The sequence below is a fragment of the Algoriphagus sp. Y33 genome (assembly GCF_014838715.1).
GTDB lineage: Bacteria > Bacteroidota > Bacteroidia > Cytophagales > Cyclobacteriaceae > Algoriphagus.
Genome location: NZ_CP061947.1, coordinates 1,240,730 through 1,263,871 on the forward strand (window position 1 = coordinate 1,240,730; position 23,142 = coordinate 1,263,871).

The following is a 23,142-nucleotide window of genomic DNA, read 5'->3' on the forward strand; positions in this document are numbered from 1 at the left end:
TCAGCTTTAACTAAAAATTAAAATCCATCACATGAGCTTTGATTGCTGCTTTTGCCAATGCTATTTTTCTCAAGGTTTTTTCATCATCTGCTGGCACCAAATCCTTGATAGAATCCATAGTATGTTCATAATAGTCCGTCCAGGTATGAAGGATTTTTTGCTCTTCCTCCTTCGATCCACCTTCAGCTATAGCTTTTTTGCTAAGCTGAACCTCCGATAGCAATCGTATCTGGGCTTTAGCTGCAATCAGAAGTACTAGTTGATCAACAGTTTTGGCATCGGCATTCAGCAAGGTGTATGCGCTCACCAAAGCCGCCGTCCCTACATTCCGCATGGTTTTTTGGGAAACTTTATCCAGCCTGTCATTATCTGTATGATAAAATTGATCAGTAAAATGCCAAAGCAACAGTCCGGGAATATCCGCCTGAAGGAATGGCGTATGATCAGATCCTCCTTCGAATGGATTGGTTTTTACCACCCAATCAGCGTATTTGCCCTGCGCTTCAAAAGCGGTTATGATAAAATCGTTTAGGTAATGCGGTTTCATTTGTTCTACTGTCATGGGAGAACCACCCCATTCACTGTGCTTGTCTTCTCCCCGAGTCCAGATCGCACTCGGATCAGGCATTTTTTCGATTAGAAAGGTGCCACCTGTTAAGTCTGTATTTTCGCCTACCATATCCAAGGAAATTCCCCAGTTGATATCGGCTTTCCGCTTTTCCTTTTCCTCTATGTATCTTCTGGTGGAAATTATCTCATCTCCCCAGAGAAAGGTCAAGGTACGCTTCAGATCAAGCTTTCCTTGTCGGATCAAATCTGCTGTGATTGTAGCCATTTCCAGTTGGGTGCCTACTCCGGTAGCATTGTCATTTGCCCCCGGTTCTTGAATGTGGGCGGAGAACACCAGACTTTCCAGTGGCAATTCGCTTCCTTTCACGTGGGCAACTACGGTGAGTTCCTCTGAGTCATAGATCTTGGTTTCTACTTTCACCTGTACTTTTACTTTGCCTTTTGCCAGCCCGGCTTTCAGTTTTTCTTTGGCTTCGAAAGAAAGTGCAATTGCCCAAGTAGGATTATCCACGTCATACCTCAAGCCCCGGAATTGGATAGAAGTAGTGTTTTTCTCAGGTTGCAAGTATTCAGGCATATCGTAAGTCAGCACGCCCAATGCTCCATTTTCCTTCACTGCTGATTGCATATTTCTATAGCTTAATACATCAGAGAAAATGATTTTTCCTTTTACGAATTCTTCTTTAAGCTGGTCTTTATGCTCTATATAGACTATTTCTGCGCCAATTCCATCAGGAGGAGTGGAGGAGGAATATTGATAGATCATGTTTCGGTTGGTATTTGATGAAAGTAAAGTTTCATCTGAACCGGCTATTTTCAATAAAGCAGCAACCGGCTCCCAAGTGGGCTGCCTCATCTCCCTGGTTTCTATCCGGTAGATGAATAGATCGGAGTCGGTAGCATTTCCCTCCAAAACATACCCTGCTGCTTCTAGCTTTTCAGCAATCCGATAAACGGCGTTATTGAACCCGGTATTTCCGGCAATTCTCCAGTATTGCTCCACAAAAGCAACCGTTTCATAAGCTAAGTCACCTTGGAATTCGGGTCTTACCAACTTGAAATATGGATCAGTGATTTTTTGAAGAGGAGCTTTTTGGGCAAAGGAAGCTATGCTTAATCCTAGTGAAAAGAGGAGGAAAATAGGTTTGAGAATCATTCTGAAAACTTGAGTTCTTATGTAGTAAGGGCGCAAGATAGAATTTTGCGTTTATTTCTTTCCGAGTTTAAACCGCATTTTATAAGTAGCGTTTAGATACCATGGCATGGAATTGTCAGCTCCAAATGCGGAAAGACTCACTGCATTTTTTCGGTTTGGATTCTTAGAGTTCCATTCAGCCTCTAATTCTAGCATTAAACCTACCCGCTGATATTTGTTGACAACATAAGCAGTTGAAGGGACTTCTGAATAAGAGCCACGAATGAAGGACTCTCCACCAAGCTGTAGTGAGGGTCCTGCCGAAAAAGCCAACTTGAGTCCGGAAGGGCGTTGGATAATGTCGTATTTGAAAGATGGGGTTATAAAAATACCTGAAGACTGTTCACTATTCTTTCCATTGGAATAAATTGGTAGTGTTTTCTCATCATAACTACCTAGAGATTGATAAAAAGAGAGACCTGCATTAAACGAAGTTCTTTTTCCTAAACGTACATTTAATTCGTTCGAGAAGTTTAGTCCCCATAGCAAATTCATTCCGTCAATGGATGAACCGAATCCTACGGTGTATTGTAATTTAGGTTCTTCTTGAGCATAAGATGCTATTGGAAATAGACTCACGAACAAAAGGATGGGAAATAGTAGATTTGTTTTCATGATAAAAAGGTTTTAAAAGTTGTTTTAACAAACATCTAATAATCTTTTCATTAAAAAATAGTCTTTAGTTTATTTTAACTAAAGACTTGTTAAATTGTTATAATTCAAGTTTTTAATCTATATCTCATTAGTGTCTTCTCCCATTATTCAAAATTCTCATACCAAATTTTCTTTGTCGGATTTTAGGAAGCCACCTTGGCTGATTACCTTTGCGCATGGCAGAACAAATCTTGATCCTCGATTTCGGTTCTCAGTACACTCAACTCATCGCCCGAAGAGTTAGAGAACTGAATGTTTATTGCGAAATCCACCCCTATAATAAAGTTCCGGAGATCACTTCTGATATCAAAGGAGTGATACTTTCAGGTTCCCCATGCTCTGTGCGGGATGAAGGTTCACCTGATTTGGACTTAGATGCTTTAAGAGGTAAGCTCCCAATTTTAGGTGTATGTTACGGTTCACAGTTATTGGCTCAAAAATACGGTGGAGAAGTGCTTCCCTCTGAGATTAGAGAGTATGGCCGCGCCAACCTGAATCATATTGACAATCACTATGATTTGTTGAAAGAAATGAGTCATGGTTCCCAAGTGTGGATGTCCCACGGAGACACGATAAAGAATCTGCCGGAAAATTTCGAAGTGATAGCCGGCACTGACTCAGTTCGTGTGGCTGCGTTCAAAATTCAGGATGAAGAAACCTACGGTATTCAATTCCACCCTGAAGTAACTCACTCTACAGAAGGTAAGAATTTGCTTAGAAACTTTGTAGTTGGAATCTGCGGCTGTGCCCAAGATTGGACTTCAGATGTGTTTATTGATGCGAGCATATCCGATTTAAAAGCTAAAATAGGAACAGATAAAGTAGTAATGGGGCTGTCGGGAGGAGTGGATTCTTCTGTAGCCGCTACGTTGATTCACCGTGCGATTGGTGATCAGCTGATCTGCGTATTTGTGGATAATGGCTTGCTCCGCAAAAATGAATTCGAAGAAGTTCTGGAATCCTACAAGCACATGGGGTTGAATGTGATCGGTGTAGATGCCAAGCAGAAATTTTATGATGCGCTTGCCGGTATCACTGATCCTGAAGCGAAGAGAAAGGCTATTGGAAATGCATTCATTGAGGTTTTCGATGAAGAGTCTAATAAACTGGAAGGCGTAAAGTGGCTTGGACAAGGAACCATCTATCCTGATGTGATCGAGTCGATCTCTGTAAAAGGCCCTTCTGCTACAATCAAATCACATCATAATGTGGGAGGCTTGCCGGATTTTATGAAGCTTTCTGTAGTGGAACCTTTGAATACATTGTTTAAAGATGAAGTTCGCGAAGTGGGACGTGCACTGGAGATAGTCGAAACAATTATTGGCAGGCATCCATTCCCGGGACCGGGGCTTGGAATCCGTATTTTGGGAGATGTTACTGCTGAAAAGGTGAAAACACTTCAGGAGGTAGATCATATTTTTATCAAAGGCTTAAAAGATCACGGTCTTTACGATGACGTTTGGCAAGCAGGAGCAATGTTGCTGCCTATCCAATCCGTAGGCGTAATGGGCGATGAGCGTACCTATGAAAAAGTGGTTGCTCTAAGAGCTGTCGGCTCTGTGGATGGCATGACTGCTGACTGGATCCATCTTCCATATGAATTCTTGGGCAAGATCTCCAATGATATCATCAACAAAGTGAAAGGTGTGAACCGCGTGGTTTATGATATCTCTTCCAAGCCACCTGCTACGATAGAGTGGGAATAGAAATTTGAAATCTAAAATAATAAAACCCGGGGTAAAATCTTCGGGTTTTTACTTTTCAAGGCTTTTCGGCCTGAACTTTGGGTTTGAAAATAATGGGTTAAATTTGCACTCCCAGTTTGATGTTTGATTCACTTCTATAAAATGAAAAAAATTCTTTTAGCAGTTCCGGTATTTTTCATCTTGAGTTTTTCCATTGCTCAAATTCCTACACCGGATGCTTATCGTAAGGCGCAGTCCGAACTTGCTTCCAAAAATTATTGGGAAGCCATCCCGCTATTCAAGCAATTTACTGATCCAAAGGAGTATGGTAACTTGGCCAACTACGCTGCATTCCATCTGGCAGAAGCATCACTTGGAGCCAACCAGCCTGCACAGGCAGTAGCCGCTTTGGAACCCGTAGTCACAGCTAACTGGGCGAAATCTGATCAGGCTAAATACCTTTTGGCTATAGCATATTTTAAAAACCAACAAAACATCGAAGCACTTCGGCTTATCAAAAAAATTAAGGATGGCTCCATTATGGAGATGGCTTTTAATGCTACATACGAAAACTTAGAGCAGGTGAGTGCAAGTTTTATGATAGCCAATCTTTCTGAGTTTAAAGACAATCGCGGCTATGGAGAGGCACTTAAGCGTGTTTTGGAAAAGCAAAGCGTACTTTCAGCCACCGAGCGGGCAGCTTACTATGAGCTTCAGGGAAAAGCGAATGAAAGAAAAAATGTAGTGAAAGATCAGGTGCTGGATATCGTGGTGATTTTGCCGTTTACTAATTCATCCCGCACAAATTTGTCCGGCATTGCCCAGAATGATTTTGTCTTCGAATTGTATCAGGGCTTGAAATATGGAGTTGAGGAATTGAAGCGAAAAGGGACTGGGGTCAATATGTTGACTTTTGATTCAAAGAGAGATGAGGCACATTTGCAGGCCTTATTGGCAGATCCTGCTATTGCTTCTGCGGATATTATTATTGGACCGATATACCCTGATGAAGCAGATGTGGTGAGCAATTTTGCGGAAACGGCTAGAATACCATTTGTTCATCCACTTTCTAACTTAGGCGATAGATTCGAAGAGTTGGATTATAGCTACCTCTTCAGGCCTTCGGTAAGTTCTATTGCAAATGGAATTGTGGATGGGTTGAAAAAACAAAATTGGGGAGAAAGAGTAGCGATAGGATACAGTGGCAGTGCCCGTGATGAGATGTTGGCCAAAATGCTGCAAGATAGGCTGGGAAGAGAAGGGTTTCAGTTGGTGGAATTTGAGCAGATTAACCCTAGGAATACCAGTGAGTTCTTACAGGGATTGGGGATTCGCAGTGGAGTGGAAAACATGTCTGTAGATCAGATTGTGTTGCTTTCTGACGATCCTGCTATCGCCCAGCCTGCATTTTCATTGATGGAATCCATCACAGCTTCCATTCCTACTCTTGTTATGGATTCTTGGTTAGGCTTTAATTTTGCCAATTATGAAATGTTGGAGTTTCCTAATTTCTACTTTATAGGGAATAACACCTTGAATTTCTATGATGAACCTATGCAGCAGTTCAGGAACAGATTTTTTGACAAATACCAGAGTCTTCCAAGTATGAACACCGTTTTGGGAGCAGAAATGATAAACTGGGTGGCTTCCAATATGTCAGATACAAAAGGCTTTGATTTGAGGAGGAACTTGGATCAGAAAGCATTTCAAGTGGGGGAATTGACTTGGGGTTTTAACTTTCAAGGCACCCATAGTAATCAATATGTACCGCTGTTTACATTAGAAGCAGGGGAACTGAAACCTTTAGATTAATCAATGAATATTTCTAAGAGTAAAGAGCTTTTTGCAAAAGCCCAAAATTTCATACCAGGTGGAGTGAATTCACCGGTTCGTGCCTTTAGAGCAGTCGGCGGGGAGCCCCTTTTTATCAAAAAAGCGGATGGGGCTTATTTGTATGATGAAGATGGGAATAAATTCATCGAGCTGATCAATAGCTGGGGGCCAATGCTTTTGGGACACAATAACCCCATGATCCGTGAAGCTGTAATGGAAGCTATGAATGATGGGACGTCTTTTGGAGCACCTACCGCCAGAGAAGTTGAGATTGCTGAACTGATCGTAAGCATGGTTCCTTCGGTAGAAAAAGTCAGAATGGTGAATTCCGGAACTGAGGCTACAATGTCTGCTATTCGAGTAGCCAGGGGATATACCGGCCGTGATAAGTTTATCAAAATGGAAGGTCATTACCATGGACATGGTGATTCCTTTCTAATTGCTGCCGGGTCGGGTGCGATGACTATGGGTGATCCTGATTCTCCGGGAGTGACCAAAGGAACGGCAAAAGATACCTTGATTGCCCCATATAATAACTTGGAGGCTATCGAGACACTGATAGCTGCTAATCCGGGTGAAGTAGCTGCGTTGATTCTGGAGCCTATTCCGGGGAATATGGGACTCTGCCTTCCGAAAGAAGGATATCTAGAAGGATTACGGGATATTTGTACGAGAGAGGGAATCGTATTGATCTTCGATGAGGTGATGACCGGTTTTCGTCTGGCAAAGGGCGGTGCGCAGGAAGTTTTCGGAGTAACTCCTGATATGACCACATTAGGCAAAATCATTGGTGGAGGAATGCCGGTAGGTGCTTATGGAGGGAAGAGAGAAATTATGGAGTTCGTTTCTCCTGAAGGCCCCGTATATCAGGCAGGCACGCTTTCGGGTAATCCAATTGCCATGGCTGCGGGATTAGCGATGTTGAGATATTTGAACGATCATCCGGAAGTTTATAAAGAATTGAATCACATCGGTGCATCATTGACAGATGGAATAAAAAGTATCAATCAGGAATTGGGGTTGGACTATACAGTCAATAGCATGGGGAGCATGTATTCTTTGTTTTTTACTGATAGTTCGGTGTTTGACTTTGAAAGTGCAAAGACTTCTGATACTGGTTTATTTGGGAAATATTTTCAGGCCATGCTAAAGCGGGGAGTTTATTTGGCACCAAGCCAGTTTGAAAGTTTGTTCTTGTCCACAGCTCTGAATGATGAGGTAATCGATCAGATCCTAGTTGCTCATAAGGAAGCGATGGTAGAGGTAACGGGGTTATAAATTTCTGTTTGTTGACCATTCGGCTCGGCATTTAGAAATATATACTTGGAATTTTTCAGCAATTTCGTTTGGAAGTTTTCCACGATATTTTGAGGGTTTCTTTGAATTCTCCGGAGTATTTGGACGGTCTTTCTTCATGGCATATAAGGATATTTACACGTTGATTTGCTAACCAAAAGTTAAGCATATGGCAGTTTGTATTTTGGTTCTGGTATTTCATCCCTTCTTCTTTGTGCTTTAAGCAGGGGAAGTTCTGGGACTTTTGAGACAAAGCGCTCCTCTTGATCGCTCTTATAAACGAAAATTCCGGATTTGCTCATGGTTTTGAAAGATTGTAGAGAATTACTATTTAGTGAAAAATTCGATCAAATAATAAAATCCTAGGCATATCCCTTTTACCGCTAATTAGGAAATTCGGAACTTAAAAAAGAAGGTAGGATGTTGATTTTGGGTTACTTCGGTCATCCGTCATCGGACTTCCAGCCAATAATCCAATGTGATTTAAATCTACGAATCTGCTTTAAAACCCTAAAATATTTTAACTACAAACCTCATGTCTATCAAAATTTACGGAATCAAAAATTGCAACACGATGAAGAAAACCTTCGATTTCCTAGCGGAAAAGGGAGTGGAGTATGACTTTATTGATTATAAAAGAGAAAAGCCCGATGCAGTACTTTTAGAAGGGTTTTTGAAGAAAACTGATCTTGCTTCTCTAGTGAATAAGAAAGGAACGACTTTTCGAAAAATGACGGATGAACAGAAATCAGCACTTGAAAATGAGGAGACAGCGATTCCGGTTTTGGAAGAAAACTCAAGTATGATCAAGCGACCGGTGATCGTTTACAAAGACGGAAGTGTTACTTTGGGGTTTGATCCTGAGGAAATCGAAGGACATTTGAAGTAGGAACTCCCGTCGCGACGCTGTTGTGAAACGTATTAGCTCTTCGAGGTTTGTATCTTCGGGGAGTCTTTTCTTTTGTCGATTTTTCGGTACGGGGATTGTTCGGCTTAATAATAGCATGTGAAAGATATATCGCTAATTTATTTGTATCTTTTTGACGGCTTCTCCTTTCACTTTACCCTATAACACTTCAATATTAAAATCTAAAAAATAACTCTTGAAAAAAATTCTCTGGATTCTGGGGGTGCTGGTTCTTGTGGGCATAGTATCGATATTTTTAGTAGAAAAGTGGCTGATAAAGACCTTACCTGACCGGCTGAATGCAAATGAGGATAGAGCCTATGATATTCGATTTGATAATGTGGATGTGCAGCTGTTTAGGGGCAGTATAGAACTGATGGATATCTCTGTTCATCCTGTGAAAGACAGTATGGCAACTACTATTACAGGGACTATGCAATCTGTTAGACTTGGTGAGGTGGATATGCTTAGTTTTATTTTTGGGGATGTTCTCGACATTGGGGAATTGAAGTTTGAAGTCCCAAAATTTGTTCTGGTAAGGAATGATTCAATCTCCAAAAAACCGGCTGATGTATCCATGGCCTTCCAAGATTTTTTCGGCGACATAGTTTCTCGTGGAGTGATCCATAATTTTATCCTTAATGATGGTTCCGGCGAGTTTTTTACGCAATCAGATTCATTGAGAAAATTCGGAAGCTTTGACAGTTTTAATATTTCAGCTGCTGATTTGGAAACTGATTCTGTACGACTGAATTATGCCATCCCATTCAAACTTGCAAGTATAGAGAGTGGTCTTAAAAATCTTCAAATCAATATAGACGAAGAGCTGACTTTTACATTGGGCGAATTGAATTATGATTCCAAAGCTGACTCATTTGATTTTTTTGATTTGAAATTAGCATATGATGATTCCAATCTCGCAGCAGCAAAGAGAGCACAGTTTCAGAGAGATTATATAGAAATTGATCTGAAACACTTGAAGATCGAGAAAATCAGTGCCCGTAGCAGTATCTATGGCAATTGGTCTGTAGTTGCCGGTTTGATGACCATTGATAGCCTTGTTCTCCATGATCTGAGAAATAAAAACAAATCCCGCCCTTACGACGAACCGGAGAAGCCAATGTTTGAAGGAATGGTGGAACTTATTCCTTTTCCTCTGGAGCTGGATACGGTCAGGGTGCTGAATTCTACGATTACTTACTCGCAAATATCTGAAGGAAAATCGCACCCTGGGAGTCTGAACTTTGAGCAGTTATCGGCGCTCGTTACCCGTGTGGTATCTCTGGATTCCCTGCAGTCCGGCGAAATGATGATTCATGGGGAAGCTGTTCTGAATGGTTTTGCACCTATGCGTATGGACGTGACTGTACCTTACGGTATGGGAGCCAATGAGGAAACATTCCATTTGGAAGCCAGTGTTGATCCTTTTGCTCTCCCATCGTTAAATGGTATTTTGGGTGATTTGGTGTCAGTAAATATAAACTCAGGCCGGATGGAAAAGTTGGAAATCACTATGGATGCAAATCCAAAATACTCATCGAATTTTATGAAATTCCATTACAGCGATCTTAAGGTTGAGTTGAGGGATGAGGAGGAAAATAAAAAGAAATTGATGTCAACACTTTCCAATATTCTAATTTCAAGCAACAATCTCCCTGAAAACAGAAACTACAAAACTGCAACTTTTCAAACGCAGCGAAATAAATATCGCGGTACCTTCAACCTAATTTGGGAATCCTTAAGAGAAGGGATGCTCGAAATAGCACCCGGGGATCTCATGCAGCTAATATTAAATGAACAAGATCCTGCAGACAAAGGCAGAAAGAGATGATTTTCTACCTATTGTGGTAACTATTACTTAGGGTAGGATGGACGATTTTGAAGTATTGAATGGCTGCAATAACTTGTACGCGGTGGTGTAGAATTGCCAATTCGTATTTCGTATTGTGGGTTAAAATTGACTATAAAAAAGGCTCCCCATAATTGGAGAGCCCTGCAGAATCCGAGCGCCACGCCTATTCAATCAACGCTCTTCTTCTGTCAAATCCATAATAAGTATGTACTTCATTGATGAATCTATGCTGAGGACCTACCGGCCAGGCATCATCATCAAATCCGGGAGCATTTTCCAGCTTTTCCTTTTCGACATTTACGATGATTATATCACGTTGGTGACCGTGAAAATCAAATGCCTCCCAAGGTAGAGCTAGAAGTTTACTGCCCAGATTTAGAAATCCTGTGTCAATCGAAAGAACAACATAGGCTACTTCTCCTGTTTCGGTGTCTAGCATGATGTCCTTTATAGTTCCTACTGATTCATCTTTTATTGTCTTAACCACGCAATTTGCTGTGGTTGAACTACTAATGGGGAAATTATATTGGGTATTCATGGTGATGTGGGTTTATGTTAGTTTAGATTTTCCGCAATGTCGCCAACTGCGATATTTTCTAGGTTGCCTGACCCCCTAGAAAGGAGATGATCTGTCGTATAGGACAGGTAGAAGTACACTTTTCACGGGCTTTGGGCAAATCCTATATTCCTATATTGGTTTTAATATGAATAGTGACATAAATACGGATAATCAATAATCCATTTCAATTAAGTATAAACGAAGGCTATGCCATTTGCGATAAAGTGGCTCTTAGGCTATCTCCGGTATTTTTTTAAGATTTTTTATGTATCCCAAAGGGGCGAATTGGGCAATGATATTCACAAGTAGACTCGAGGAAGCAACCGCTAATCTTAAGACTTACGTTAGCTTCATGAGCTTAGGGTGTTTACTGTGTTTTAAGGAAGACAGCTTAGGTTGTTGATGAATCGGATCTTTCTTTTCTCATTTCTTCGGCCAGTTCTCTATCTTGGTGAAAATTGCTTTCTTGTAGATTTTTCACGATGTTTTGATGGTTGACATCGTCTCTATTCTGCGATAGCTTTTTGCTGCCGTGAACTTCGGTTATCACTATTTCAAAGCCAACTAAAGCTTTGAGCTGCTTTGCGACATAGTTTTCGTTCATAGTCTCCACACGAATGCGGTTTGGGCGCCCATCTTCATAGCTATTTACCAATTTTTTCAGGTGATCTAGAAGTTCTTCTCCTTCGATAAGTCTAATTTTTCCGTAAACATGGACAGCCATATAATTCCAAGTAGGTACATTTTCATGATTGTACCAAGATGATGAAATGTAGGCATGAGGTCCTTGGAAAATAACCAGTACTTCCTTATTCTCCTGGAGATTTCTCCATTGGGGATTTGCCTTTGCGATATGACCGGAAAGGACCGTATTGCCATTCTTATTTTCATCCAGAACAAGCGGCAAATGAGTAGCCCATGGACTGTTGTCAATTTGAGTAACCAGTGTTGCAAAAGCATTTTTTTGAATAAAAGTACCTAGCTCAGCATCGTCTTTCCAGCGATTCAGTGGGTGTATATACATGCGGATTAGTTTGAGATTATGGATTTAATAAGCGAAATTAGAAACAGGAAGAGAAAGTGAAAGACTCTAAATTCGATTTTATTCATTTTTAAAAATAGTAGTTTCGCCGAATGGAAAATCAAAGTACTGATAAATTAGAGTTGGCTGCCAAGTTCGTCAACAACACAGGAGCACCGATTTTTTTGACCGGAAAGGCAGGAACAGGCAAGACCACTTTTCTGAGAAATCTAGCTTTGCAAACACACAAAAATCATGTAATAGTAGCACCCACCGGCATTGCCGCCCTGAACGCAGGTGGAGTTACTATCCATTCCCAGTTTTTGTTTCCGCTTGGGTTTTTCCTCCCTGTAAATGAGCCTGAAGGTAATTTCTCGGATCAATACGGTTGTTTTACCCAGCATACACTGATCCGAAAGCATCCTTTGAATGCGCTCCGAAAAAATGTGCTGAAATCCATAGAATTACTCGTGATAGACGAAGTCAGTATGCTTCGGGCAGATGTGTTGGATGCGATTGATTACAGATTGAGAAGTGTTAAGCGAAACTATACGACATCGTTTGGTGGAGTGCAGGTATTGATGATTGGGGATCTTTTCCAGCTTCCCCCTATTGTTCGTGATAATGAATGGCAGGTGCTAAGCAAGTTTTACCCAAGCATGCACTTCTTTGAAGCTAGGGTGCTGCAAGAATCCGGGTTGGTTTATCTGGAGCTGGACAAGATTTTTAGGCAACAGGATGATGATTTTATCCAAGTACTCAATCATTTGAGGGAAAATACCGTGACGCAGGAGGATATCACCTTATTGAATAAGCATTACAGAACGCAGGAGGAGATCTCAGAAATTAAAGACTGCATCACGATCACTACCCATAACTACAAGGCTGATCAAATCAATCGTGAAAGATTGATGGCGTTGAAAGGAGAATCGAAGTTTTATGAGGCTTATATAGAAGGTGATTTCTCCGAGAATATTTACCCACTTCCCAAATCCCTCGAACTTCGTGTGGGTGCCCAGGTGATGTTTATCAAAAATGACTCTTCCGGGAACCAAGACTACTTCAATGGTAAACTGGCGACTGTGGAGGAACTGCAGGACGATACGATCAAGGTATTGTTGGAAGGGAAGAAATTCGTATATCAGCTGAGAAAGGAAATTTGGGAAAATAAAAAGTACGTCATCAATCCGGATACCAAGGAATTGGAAGAGGAGGTGATAGGGACATTTAGTCAGTATCCCATCAAAACGGCCTGGGCAGTGACGGTGCATAAAAGCCAGGGATTGACTTTTGACCAGGCGATAATAGATGTGGGCAACGCATTTGCGCCCGGACAAGTTTACGTAGCCTTGAGCCGATTGAGAAGCCTGGGAGGATTGGTGCTGAGAACTAGAATTCAAAACAATGCACTGCAATCAGACTCACAGGTTCAGACTTTTGTGGAAGGAGCCAAAAAGAATTCCCAACTTGATGAGCTTTTAGGGACATATCAGCAGCGGTATCTTTCACTTTTGTCCGGTGATACGTTCGATTTGTCCGGTTTGCTTCAGGAAATCAACAGTTTTCAGCGAAAGAATGACAGTTCTCTGGAATTTGAAGATCCCGAGATGCAAAAGGCTGTAGGTGAAATCGCTTCCCTGATTAGAAATGAAGTGGGAACAGCCGGCAAGTTCAGCAATCAACTTCGCTTTCTGTTGCAACAGAATGAAAAAGAGAAATTGATGGAGCGGCTGGACAAAGGAGCTGCCTATTTCAAAAATTTTTTGAAAGATGCTTTGGAGAAAATACTGATTCATCGTGCAGAGGTCGAGCGATTTTCCAGAACCAAAACCTATGCAAATGGTTTGGAAGAACTTGAAGTCAGTTTGCTTAGGAAGTATGGAGAAATCAGCAAAGTAAGCCGCTTGATTTTATCTATTTTGGAAGGGAGCATTCCCGGCAAAATGAACGATTTGGAGCAGGACAAAATCAATCTCCGCCTTCGATTGGCTGAGGCAGCCAAACAAACTGCAGCTGATAATCCGAAATTTGCCAGCAACAAAACCGGAAGAAAAAAGGCTGGCAAAGCAAATCTGAAAAGAAAAGTAGGAGAGACCTACGAGATCACTTTCGGGATGATCGATGAAGGCAAAAGCATTGGGGATATTGTAGTAGCACGGGGATTGGCGGAGTCTACTATCAAAGGCCATCTGGCCAAAGGAATCAAAGAAGGCAGGGTGGAATTAGAAGACTGCCTACCAATCGAGGTTATTTCCGAGATTAATTCTCAGATCGAAAACATCAAGAATCTTCAAGCTCTTAGGATTCATTTTGATGGCAAGTACGATTATAATACCATCAAAATGGTAGTGGCAGGAAGGCAGGATTAATAAAAGAGAGACTGTTTAGCCTCTCTTTTAAATGAATTCGGTTGATTGGTATTAGTTGATATTTCCGTACGATCTGTCGTGAAAGTTGTATCTGGTATCATCGATAGCTTTGATCAGTTTGCTTTCTGTATCAATCACCATCACAGGCGGGGTAATATCTACCCCTTCCACAATCTTCCATTCAGGGAGATCATCTCCGTTTGGATTTCCTGTTTTGATGAAATTGGCAAAGTAATTCATAAAGATTTTTGATACTTTATAGTCATCAGCAGTCCAGTCAAAAACATCTACTAAAGGCAGATTTCCCATGGCATATTCTATTTCACAGGCATGTGGAGCACCGATTGGCTCTGGTGCTTTTGGTCCGCCTTCTATGGTGCCACCTGCCAGTCCTGCAGTTAGATTGGTGTCTTTTAGAGGTGGACGAAGTTTACTGTACAAGTATCGGTAAATAGGCTGATCAGAGTTTTTGGCATGCAGGTCCATCCACTTCCAAGTAGAATATGCTATGAATCTGTCAGAGGCTAAATCAGTCGCCGACCGCTCTACTTCTTTTGCGTCAGCATGCGGATGGAGACTTAAAACTTCATCATAATCATTCGGATAAACTTCTTTCCCTTTGGAGATAAATGCTTCAGGAGTGTAAGGATGCCCTTGCATAAATGCCATGCCCGGAATTTCGGCTGAATTCCAGCCTGCCAGTAGCGGCACCATTGCCTGTTCTTTAGCCTCGAAAATCTCCGGGATCGTTTTTGGAAGGAAATAACCATCTAAAACTACGGGAAATCCAAAGCGTTTGGATTCATTGTAGATCTCATAAATATCCTTTGTAGGCAGTGCTCTCAATTCTTTGATAGAATTATAACCGGCGTTGGAAGCGAATTCTGCACCTTGTTTTTCAGCTTCCGCCAGAGGTGTAGGAGCCAAAGTCGGATTTATCCCGGCGCCGCTTTCACCGATTGCTCCTGCAATTAGACCCTTCGAAAGGGGAGAAGCCATTTGATAACTGACTGATATGGAACCTGCAGATTCACCCGCAATAGTGACTTTCGTTGGATCTCCACCGAATGCCGCAATATTCTCTTTAACCCATTTCAAAGAAGCAGTTTGATCCATCAGGCCATAATTTCCCGATGCTTTGTAAGAAGTTTCGGCGCTTAAGTCAGGATGGGCTAGAAAACCAAATATATTTAATCTGTAATTTACCGTGACGACCACAATGCCTTTTTGAGCCATAGCTTCTCCGTTATATCGTGGTTCCGAACCATCACCTGCCACAAAACCTCCTCCATAAAAATATACCAAAACGGGCAAGTCCTTAGTGTTTCGGTTCGCAGGGGTCCACACATTTAAGTAAAGGCAATCCTCGCTAACTCCGTCAGATTTAAAGTCCATATCTCCGAAAACAGGAGCTTGTACAGCTCTGGGACCAAATTTTTTGGTTTCTTTCACTCCAGACCAATTATCCAAATCTTGGGGCGCTTTCCAGCGAAGCTCGCCTACAGGAGGTTTTGCAAATGGAATCCCAAAGTATTTTTGTATACCTGTTTTGACATCATATGACCCTGCGATCACTCCATTTTGGATTTTTGTCTGCACTTCAATTGAATTGTTGTTTTGGGCTTTAAGAGATGCTGATATTCCAAGTAGAAGTATCAGAGCAGAAATCCGGACTGATTGTAAGATAGGTTGCATGGGCTTTAATTAATGTTTCTACAGGAAACAATAGTAAATGCTTATTTTTGAAAATCCTATTTCTTATACCAGTATTTCATAGTTTTGCACATGCATTTAGCACACGAAGAATACCTGCCACATATTTCTTATGACTCTGTTATTTTTGGTTTTTCAGGGGAAAAACTCAAAATTTTGGTACTTGAATATCATAGTACTAGTAGTAAACAGACTTTTGCCCTGCCTGGAGGGTTTGTGCGTATGGACGAACCTTTAGATGCAGCAGTGAAGCGTGGGCTTTCTGAGCGAACAGGGTTGGAGGAAATCTATTTGGAACAATTTCACACCTTTGGCTCAATGGAGCGCTTTGACCCTGCGTTGATGAGGAATATTCTGGAAGCGCAGGGACACTACTTCGAGAATCATTGGCTGCTTGGTAGATTTGTTACAGTCGGCTATTATGCGTTGATTAATTACGAAAATGTGGTGCCAAAGCCTGATGAATTGTCAGATTCTATAGGATGGTATGACTTCGATCAGCTGCCAAAGCTGATGATGGATCATGACGAGATAGTAAAGAAAGCACTCGAACACCTGCGTAACCACTTGGATCAAAAACTACTAAGTTTCAATCTGCTTCCCGAGCGCTTTACCATGAAAGAGCTGAAGCAAGTGTATGATGCTATACTGGGTGAAACTCAAAACCGTGCAAATTTTCAGCGTAAAATGCTTAGTCTTAATATATTGGAAAGGCATGAGAAGCTATATTCCGGAGGTTCTCACAAAGCACCTTATCTCTATAGTTTCAAAGAAAGGAAGTGAGATTGTAGGTTTTTACTTATTGTCAACCGATCTTAATGGCATATTTGCCCAGTAAGCCGGGTAGTCCATCCAGATCAAACCGGGCTCCTTTGACTCTATTTCTCTCTGGGTCTATTGAATAGTGGAGGGTGTCTCTGAAATCTACTTTCTCCACTACAGTCTGATCAAATGTGGCACCGGTGAGATCCGAACCCTGAAAATCGGAAGCGGTCAAATCAGCTTGGGTAAAGTCAGCTTCTGTAAGTCTACAATCTAAAAACTTTGATTTTTTGATCTTCAAATTGTAAAAGCTTGAGTAGTCTAGTTGGCAATTTTGAAAGATAAATTCCAACAGAAATGGGTTGCTGGCGTGAAAATGAACGCCCAACATCTTGCACTGCTCAAAACGAACTTGCTGAAATGACACATCGGGAACCTTCACGTTACTCATGTCACATCGCTTAAATATGCAGTTTTCAAAATTGATTCCTCTTAAATCCAAGGTTGAAAAATTGCACTGATCAAAGGTACAGTATTCATATTCTGCGACAGTCAATGGTAACTCTGTGTAGTCTAAGTCTTTATAGGTTTGTTCTGAGAAGAAGGGCATATTTAGGAATTTTGTAATTGAGTCAGAACTTCAAAAGTAGAATCATTTTTATAAAAACCACACTCAGATTTCTCGGTGAAAGGTTTTTTGCGAAAAATGATTATTAATGTTCTAAAATAATTAATGATGTTTTATTCATAACTTGTTGGCTTGTTTTATAAGACTCACATTTTTTTGCATTATTTACAACTTTGAATTATTCAATTACTATCTATTGATTTTCTTGAAAACATATAAAAATACCGCATCGGTAATGCACTATCCATGCGTACGTATTAATACCTAATTTTCAGTTTAGATTAGTACCTTAACCTATAATTATCTATATTTAAATACTTCATAAGCAATGATAGCGTATTGGTTTTAAGCGGTTTTTGATTTAGAAGTACAGTTTTAAGATCTATGGTCTCACCTCTTTAAAACCCAGGTAGGAATGTAGAATTGTAGTTCCGGTATTGGCGTTTTTGTAGATGTGCGCATAGACAAATGCATTAAGGAAAAATTCTTTTTTCCAAGTTTCAAATATAGGTTCACTGCCTTTGTATGAAATCAGTGATCTGTCATAGATTAGTGGAGACCCCATCCATTCAGTGTCGGGTATTTCCAGTAAGGGCTTATTGGGAGCCCATGTTTGTAGTTCTTCTAAGATAAAGTTTTTTAGAGACTCATAGAATTGTTTGGTGTCGGCCATGCTTCAAAGGATTTAAGAAAAAGTAATTGTTCAAATTAAATTTTTAACCATAAAACACAAAATTAAATGGAAGGAACTATTTCAGAAATCAGGTATTTTGGCCCCAGCTGGGCACCGAGAAATTGGATGATTTGTAATGGAGCATTATTGCCCATTAACCAATACTCTGCATTCTTTTCCTTAATAGGGACAACTTATGGAGGCGACGGTATGAATACTTTTGCTATTCCTGACCTTAGAGGTAGAGTAGCCGTAGGTGAAGGAGCCGGTCCGGGTCTGACACCAAGAAGAATAGGTGAAGCCAGCGGAGTAGAGCATGTGACTTTGCTGCAATCAGAAATGCCCAGTCATAGTCATGGGGCTGTTTTTTCAGGTCATTCCACTATTCCTGTCAATATTACTGTAGGAGACGAAGATGAAAGTAACCCAGGTAGTGGTGTCTTGGCAAACACAGGTAACGATCAATATTCATCTACTCCCAGTTCAGGTGCTATGTACTCTGGTGCTCCAATCGCGGTAAATGGAACTGTAACAGTTGGTGTAGCAGGTGGTAGTCAAGCTCATGAAAACATGCAACCTTGGCTATGCATAACGCCTATTATTTGTTCTCAAGGTATTTTTCCGTCAAGACCTTAAATTTGCTATGGAAGGTTATATTTCAGAGATAAGGTTCTTTGGCCCAAATTGGGCTCCGAAAAATTGGTTAAGCTGTCAAGGTCAATTACTGTCAGTAGCACAAAATCAGGTTTTATATTCCTTGATAGGTACAATATACGGTGGTGATGGGAGGACAAGTTTTGCATTGCCGGACCTCAGAGGCAGAGTTGCCGTTGGTGAAGGGCAAGGAAATGGATTGACTAATAGGATATCGGGTCAAAGATCAGGTGCAGAGAAGGTTACTTTAACTCAAATTAATTTGCCTAGCCATACTCATATCGCAGCTATGCCCAACAGTTCTTTTGGTATTCCTGTAAATGAAACTGCGGGTGACGAAGACGAATCCAGTCCGGGAAGTGGGGTAATGGCTAATATGGGGAATGATCATTATGCAAGTACTCCAAGTAGCGGGGAAAGTTATGGAGGCAGTCCCGTTGGTGTGACCGGTAATGTAAGTATAGGGATGGCAGGTAGTGGATTATCCCATTCCAACGAACAACCATATTTGGTTCTTAATCCAATCATTTGTTTGTATGGCATTTATCCCTCAAGAGAATAGTGTGCTTCTGTAGAACTGCGTTTTAGCAATCCTCTGCTATGCGTCCAATTACTGCCAAAGTCAAAATAGCTTCTGCCGCACACTGTGAAGCGTTATCTATGTCTTAGGGGACCGATTGGCAGTTGGCGTTAGCACGTGACTGTGAAATTAGAAAAGAGGATAATCATATATTTTTACTATGCTCAACAAGAATAAAATGGAGAATTCTTTTAAAATAGGAGTTCTTCTACCTCAGTCTAAAGAGTATCCTACTATATCTAAAGAGTTTTTGGATGGGCTTAAATTATACTTTACCATTCATGATAATCTTTTTTTAGGAAGAAAAGCTGAGTTGGTGATTGAGGACATTGGTTTTGGGACGGAGCGTGTGAGTCTGGAGAAAACCAGAAAATTGATCACCTTGGATGAAGTGGATGTGATTGGTGGATTGATGGAGTTCAATACAGCGCTGCAAGTAGGAAACATGGCGGAGATAATGAATGTGCCAATGCTGATAGGTGGATTGGGAGAGACTAAAGTGGCTCGAGAGAAAATACCTGCCAACCTTTATTTCCATTCCTTTATGCTTTGGCAGTCTTTTTTTGAGTTGGGAAACTATGTAGGAGAAAGTCTAAAAGAAAAAGAGTTGTTGATAGTGACTTCTTTGTTTGATGTTGGATATGATTCACACAGGGCATTTATGCTTGGGCTGAAGTCGAAAAAGTATGATAAATATGAAACGTATATATCCAAAGCCTACGACTCAGGGGAATTGCTTCAGGATTTAGAAGATAATTTTAATCTGGATGCCAATAAAGCTTGGTGTCTATTGTTGCATCCGGAATTGATCAATGGGTTTTTGCGGAAAATAGAGTTGAAGCCCAATTGTTTGTTTACTTCTCCATTTGTTACTGACAATGAGTCGGGTGGAAATGTTTGGTCTTTTGTCGAATTATCAAAAAAACATGAGAAGTACAGGAAACTTGTAGATGGAATAAATGAGTATATCGGAATGTCCCCCACCCATCATCACGCCTTAGGTTTTCAGCAAGGGCAACTTATCTATCATGCTCTTCAACAGTTGGAGAACCTTACCGATATCCCGAGGCAAATTTATTCTGCTTGGGATGGATTTGAGGAGGAAACTGTGGTAGGCAGAACATGGTACAGTGCCGGGACTAAGTTTTTTGAGTCTGGGATTAAGCTATATGAGGGTGGAAGATGCGAAGATTTTGAGAGTCATCCGGCAAGAAAAAGAGGGGATATTCCTCCTGCTTCGATCTTGGAATTATCTCAGGAACGAAATCAATATACGAATCCCTATATGTTTATGTGATTTGTAAGAAAGTGAAAAGAGGGTATTGTTATTAAGTTTTAGGGTTTTTTATAGATATGAAATCGAGCATGACGAAAATCGTCACACACTGCAATGATTATCTGCCATTCGAGATTCCATGGCCTGCCCTGACTGATCGGGGTGACCTATGAAAAACAAATTATAAACATATGAATATTGTTTTATTTACAAATTCCGGATGGAGTATTCCATTACTTATAGCTCTTGAGAAATCAGGGAAACTCAAGGCTATTGTTGTCCCTGATTTTGATCATGAGGCACTTAGGTATATAGATGATTTTGCTGCTCAAAAGGGAATCGCTCTCTTTAAAACCAATAAAAAGCAACTTGGTAAAGAATTGCTGAAATGGATTGGGGAGTTGGAATGTACCATGGGTATTTGTTTAAGCTTTCCTTATAAACTCCCTACATCCTTATTAAGAGGAGTAGTTTTGGGAATCTTTAATTTTCATTTTGGAAGATTACCGGATTATGCAGGAGGAGATCCTGTTTTCTGGATGATACGAAATCAAGAGAGAACCGCTGTCCTTTCGGTTCATAAAATGGAGGAGTACTTGGATTGTGGTGAACTATATATTCAAGAACAAGTCTCAATATATCCAGGAGAAAATTATGGACTGCTAGGCGCGCGTCTCAGCCAAATGTCAAGTGGGCTTTTGGATAGATTGGTTGGTTTGGTAGAAGTAGAATTTAAAGGTAAAGCTATAGAGAGAAATCCTAGTACTTATAAAAGGCCAACTCAGGAAGAGTTGACCATCGACTGGAAAAACCAAAGTGCTGACGCAATAGAGGCACTGGTAAATGCTTCCAACCCTTCCTATGGAGGAGCAATTACTTATTTTAGAAATACACTAGTGAGAATTTTGGAAACCAGTCCTGCGGATGTTCGCAATGCAGCTTTGCTAACTCCGGGAACAGTGGTGCATGCCAGTGCAAAGGAGGGATTATTTGTGCTTTGTTCTGATTATAGATTTTTGAAAATCAATATTATACAAACCCCGGAGGCTGTCGTGACCGGGAATAAGCTGGTAGCACTTGGAGTGAAACCAAACGAGAAATTTGGGAAGCATCAACTTCAAGCGGCTAAAATTGGATTTTAAAATCTTTTTATTGAGAGAACAATATTTTATTGACATTATGAAAAAAATATTTTTACTATTTGCAGGGTTACTGTTTTTTGTTCCATTTCTAGTAAATGCGCAAACATTAGACAACACAATTAACGCTCCTGGGGATATTGCATTTGTGGCATACAATGAAGGTGCTACAGGGGGTGAGGATGGTTTTTCTTTTTTACTTATAGATAGTGCTCCCGCAGGAGCTGTGATTGTATTCACTGATGAAGAATGGACAGGGACAGAGTTTAGCTCTCCCACGGGTGAAGGTGATGTCACTTGGACAAATAATACAGGAGCGGCCATTCCGGGAGGTACTATTATAGATATAGTCAATGCTTCTGATAATCCAGGCTCCCCTATTACTGCTTCTATTGGCGTTGCGGTGGAAACTGATGCCGGATTTAACACGGCAATCGGGGATCAGATTTATGCATTTACAGGAAGTCGAGCATCTCCAGGTGTTTTTTTGGCTTTTGTGGGAGGTCTACCTGCTCCTGCGACCCTTTCGGGGACCGGTTTGGTGGTTGGAGAAACTGCAGCAGTTTTTTCAGATGAAGGGTATTATAGCGGACCAACTACCTTCAATGGCACGGCGATTAATTGTGCTGCCACTATCAATTCGATTGCTAATTGGGAATTAGGGAATTACGCTAATTACCCGGACAATCTGGAAGACAGTTTCTCAGGTTCACTTTTTTTCCCAAGTATCCCATCGGTACTGCTAAATACCAATCCGGTGCTTTCTTTCTCCAATAATACCGGTTTTGGAGACAAGATCGCAGGTGATGGTGATGGAGGTTCGGTATCTATCAGTGATATAAATATACAAGCCTATCCTATTAATAGTTCCGGAACAAGACTAACTGCCAATCTTTTGGAATACCACGATGCATCCGAACCCGATTGGTCAAGTTATCCTGCGATAATTGTATATGGAGCTGAAGCTAACTTAATCTTTTACGGATGGAATATAAAATCTGAAAATGGTGCCGAATTTGCATTTAATGGCATAGACTTCCACGACTGGGGTAATTACGATGGAGCTACTTTTACTATTGAGGGGTTTAAGGACGGAGTTTCTACCGCTACGTACGATTTTGACGGCAATACAGATGGCTCATATGTCTCTTTGTCTAATCCGGGAAATCTTCCAACTGCATTCTCTGATGTCGACGAGGTGTGGATTTATCAAGCTGATGGTGCAGACTCGTATATTGCGATTAATAATATTGGAGTGGGTTCACCTGTGGTGGCTCCGCCGAATACGGCTCCGGTAGCAACCCCACCGGGTGTTCCAGTGGTGGAGGAAGATGATGAAAACGTTCTTTTATCGAGTGATTTTGGAGTGACTGACTTGGAAGGGGATGATCAGACCTTGACCTTTACCATTACCGGAGGTATTCTTACCTTAGGTACACCAGGGATCACTTTTGGTGGCGATGGAAACGGTTCTGCGAATTTCACCGCTGCCGGAACATTGATAGACATCAATACAGCATTGATTGCGGCCACCTTTACGCCTACACCTGATCTATTCGGAGAGGATGCAGGTGAAATTTCTTTCACCGCTAATGATGGCAACTCAACTTCAGCGGTAGCGTCAGTGACTTTTGATATTATCGGGATCAATGATGCCCCAACCTTTGAAGGATTGCCGGCTTCAGTTACTGTGCTGGAGGATGCAGTAAATACTGACCTTAACAATGCCTTTTCTGATGCCACTTTTGCAGATATTGATGCTGGAAATAACATCGT

Annotated in this window: 19 protein-coding genes and 1 pseudogene; 11 read left to right on the plus strand and 9 right to left on the minus strand. The window is 41.1% G+C overall.

Annotated features, from left to right (window positions below; genetic code table 11):
- Positions 1–10 precede the first annotated feature (10 nt).
- Both ID165_RS05080 and ID165_RS05085 read right to left on the minus strand, forming a co-directional pair.
- Positions 11–1,726: a M28 family peptidase gene (locus tag ID165_RS05080; RefSeq protein ID WP_192349295.1), complete on the minus strand. Its 1,716-nt coding sequence runs from the start codon at positions 1,724–1,726 to the stop codon at positions 11–13.
- 51 nt (positions 1,727–1,777) lie between these two features.
- Positions 1,778–2,380: a hypothetical protein gene (locus tag ID165_RS05085; protein WP_192349296.1), complete on the minus strand. Its 603-nt coding sequence runs from the start codon at positions 2,378–2,380 to the stop codon at positions 1,778–1,780.
- Between the two features lie 215 nt (positions 2,381–2,595).
- On the opposite strand from ID165_RS05085, the gene guaA reads away from it, so the two are divergent.
- The 3 genes from guaA to hemL all read left to right on the plus strand — a co-directional run bounded on the left by guaA (position 2,596) and on the right by hemL (position 7,215).
- Positions 2,596–4,125, plus strand: a complete 1,530-nt coding sequence (gene guaA / locus ID165_RS05090; protein WP_192349297.1) for a glutamine-hydrolyzing GMP synthase — start codon at positions 2,596–2,598, stop codon at positions 4,123–4,125.
- Between the two features lie 141 nt (positions 4,126–4,266).
- On the plus strand, positions 4,267–5,916 hold the full coding sequence (locus ID165_RS05095; protein ID WP_192349298.1) for an amino acid ABC transporter substrate-binding protein: 1,650 nt from the start codon (positions 4,267–4,269) through the stop codon (positions 5,914–5,916).
- 3 nt (positions 5,917–5,919) lie between these two features.
- A complete protein-coding gene (gene hemL / locus ID165_RS05100; protein ID WP_192349299.1) occupies positions 5,920–7,215 on the plus strand; it encodes a glutamate-1-semialdehyde 2,1-aminomutase in 1,296 nt (431 codons plus the stop codon).
- A gap of 179 nt (positions 7,216–7,394) precedes the next feature.
- Here the strand turns inward: hemL and ID165_RS05105 are convergent, their stop codons facing one another.
- Positions 7,395–7,535, minus strand: coding sequence for a hypothetical protein (locus ID165_RS05105; protein WP_192349300.1), 141 nt, complete (start codon positions 7,533–7,535; stop codon positions 7,395–7,397).
- A gap of 233 nt (positions 7,536–7,768) precedes the next feature.
- Here ID165_RS05105 and ID165_RS05110 point away from each other — a divergent pair, with 233 nt between their 5' ends.
- On the plus strand, positions 7,769–8,122 hold the full coding sequence (locus tag ID165_RS05110) for a Spx/MgsR family RNA polymerase-binding regulatory protein (protein WP_192349301.1): 354 nt from the start codon (positions 7,769–7,771) through the stop codon (positions 8,120–8,122).
- 214 nt (positions 8,123–8,336) lie between these two features.
- The gene (locus tag ID165_RS05115; protein ID WP_192349302.1) at positions 8,337–9,971 is read left to right on the plus strand and encodes a hypothetical protein; all 1,635 of its coding nucleotides are present in this window, start codon (positions 8,337–8,339) and stop codon (positions 9,969–9,971) included.
- Positions 9,972–10,155: 184 nt separating this feature from the next.
- Here the strand turns inward: ID165_RS05115 and ID165_RS05120 are convergent, their stop codons facing one another.
- Positions 10,156–10,530: a PRC-barrel domain-containing protein gene (locus ID165_RS05120; RefSeq protein ID WP_192349303.1), complete on the minus strand. Its 375-nt coding sequence runs from the start codon at positions 10,528–10,530 to the stop codon at positions 10,156–10,158.
- 412 nt (positions 10,531–10,942) lie between these two features.
- Positions 10,943–11,575, minus strand: a complete 633-nt coding sequence (locus ID165_RS05125; protein WP_192349304.1) for an FMN-binding negative transcriptional regulator — start codon at positions 11,573–11,575, stop codon at positions 10,943–10,945.
- 110 nt (positions 11,576–11,685) lie between these two features.
- Here ID165_RS05125 and ID165_RS05130 point away from each other — a divergent pair, with 110 nt between their 5' ends.
- The gene (locus ID165_RS05130; protein ID WP_192349305.1) at positions 11,686–13,941 is read left to right on the plus strand and encodes a helix-turn-helix domain-containing protein; all 2,256 of its coding nucleotides are present in this window, start codon (positions 11,686–11,688) and stop codon (positions 13,939–13,941) included.
- A gap of 51 nt (positions 13,942–13,992) precedes the next feature.
- Here the strand turns inward: ID165_RS05130 and ID165_RS05135 are convergent, their stop codons facing one another.
- Entirely contained in the window at positions 13,993–15,636 is a 1,644-nt protein-coding gene (locus ID165_RS05135; protein WP_192349306.1) for a carboxylesterase/lipase family protein, read from the minus strand.
- 90 nt (positions 15,637–15,726) lie between these two features.
- On the opposite strand from ID165_RS05135, the gene ID165_RS05140 reads away from it, so the two are divergent.
- Complete coding sequence (locus ID165_RS05140; protein ID WP_192349307.1) at positions 15,727–16,437, plus strand: NUDIX domain-containing protein; 711 nt, start codon at positions 15,727–15,729, stop codon at positions 16,435–16,437.
- 22 nt (positions 16,438–16,459) lie between these two features.
- Here ID165_RS05140 and ID165_RS05145 read toward each other — a convergent pair whose 3' ends face one another.
- Together ID165_RS05145 and ID165_RS05150 are read right to left on the minus strand one after the other, a co-directional pair.
- Complete coding sequence (locus ID165_RS05145; protein WP_192349308.1) at positions 16,460–17,026, minus strand: pentapeptide repeat-containing protein; 567 nt, start codon at positions 17,024–17,026, stop codon at positions 16,460–16,462.
- A gap of 400 nt (positions 17,027–17,426) precedes the next feature.
- Entirely contained in the window at positions 17,427–17,717 is a 291-nt protein-coding gene (locus ID165_RS05150) for a hypothetical protein (RefSeq protein WP_192349309.1), read from the minus strand.
- 66 nt (positions 17,718–17,783) lie between these two features.
- On the opposite strand from ID165_RS05150, the gene ID165_RS05155 reads away from it, so the two are divergent.
- From ID165_RS05155 to ID165_RS05170, 4 genes are all read left to right on the plus strand, one after another.
- A complete protein-coding gene (locus ID165_RS05155) occupies positions 17,784–18,353 on the plus strand; it encodes a phage tail protein (RefSeq protein ID WP_192349310.1) in 570 nt (189 codons plus the stop codon).
- 7 nt (positions 18,354–18,360) lie between these two features.
- On the plus strand, positions 18,361–18,933 hold the full coding sequence (locus tag ID165_RS05160) for a phage tail protein (RefSeq protein ID WP_192349311.1): 573 nt from the start codon (positions 18,361–18,363) through the stop codon (positions 18,931–18,933).
- Between the two features lie 196 nt (positions 18,934–19,129).
- Positions 19,130–20,248: an ABC transporter substrate-binding protein gene (locus tag ID165_RS05165; protein WP_192349312.1), complete on the plus strand. Its 1,119-nt coding sequence runs from the start codon at positions 19,130–19,132 to the stop codon at positions 20,246–20,248.
- A gap of 170 nt (positions 20,249–20,418) precedes the next feature.
- The gene (locus tag ID165_RS05170) at positions 20,419–21,369 is read left to right on the plus strand and encodes a methionyl-tRNA formyltransferase (protein WP_192349313.1); all 951 of its coding nucleotides are present in this window, start codon (positions 20,419–20,421) and stop codon (positions 21,367–21,369) included.
- A gap of 849 nt (positions 21,370–22,218) precedes the next feature.
- On the opposite strand, the pseudogene ID165_RS27070 reads toward ID165_RS05170, so the two are convergent.
- Positions 22,219–22,272, minus strand: a pseudogene (locus ID165_RS27070) (hypothetical protein); the annotation flags it as partial.
- Positions 22,273–23,142: the final 870 nt, after the last annotated feature.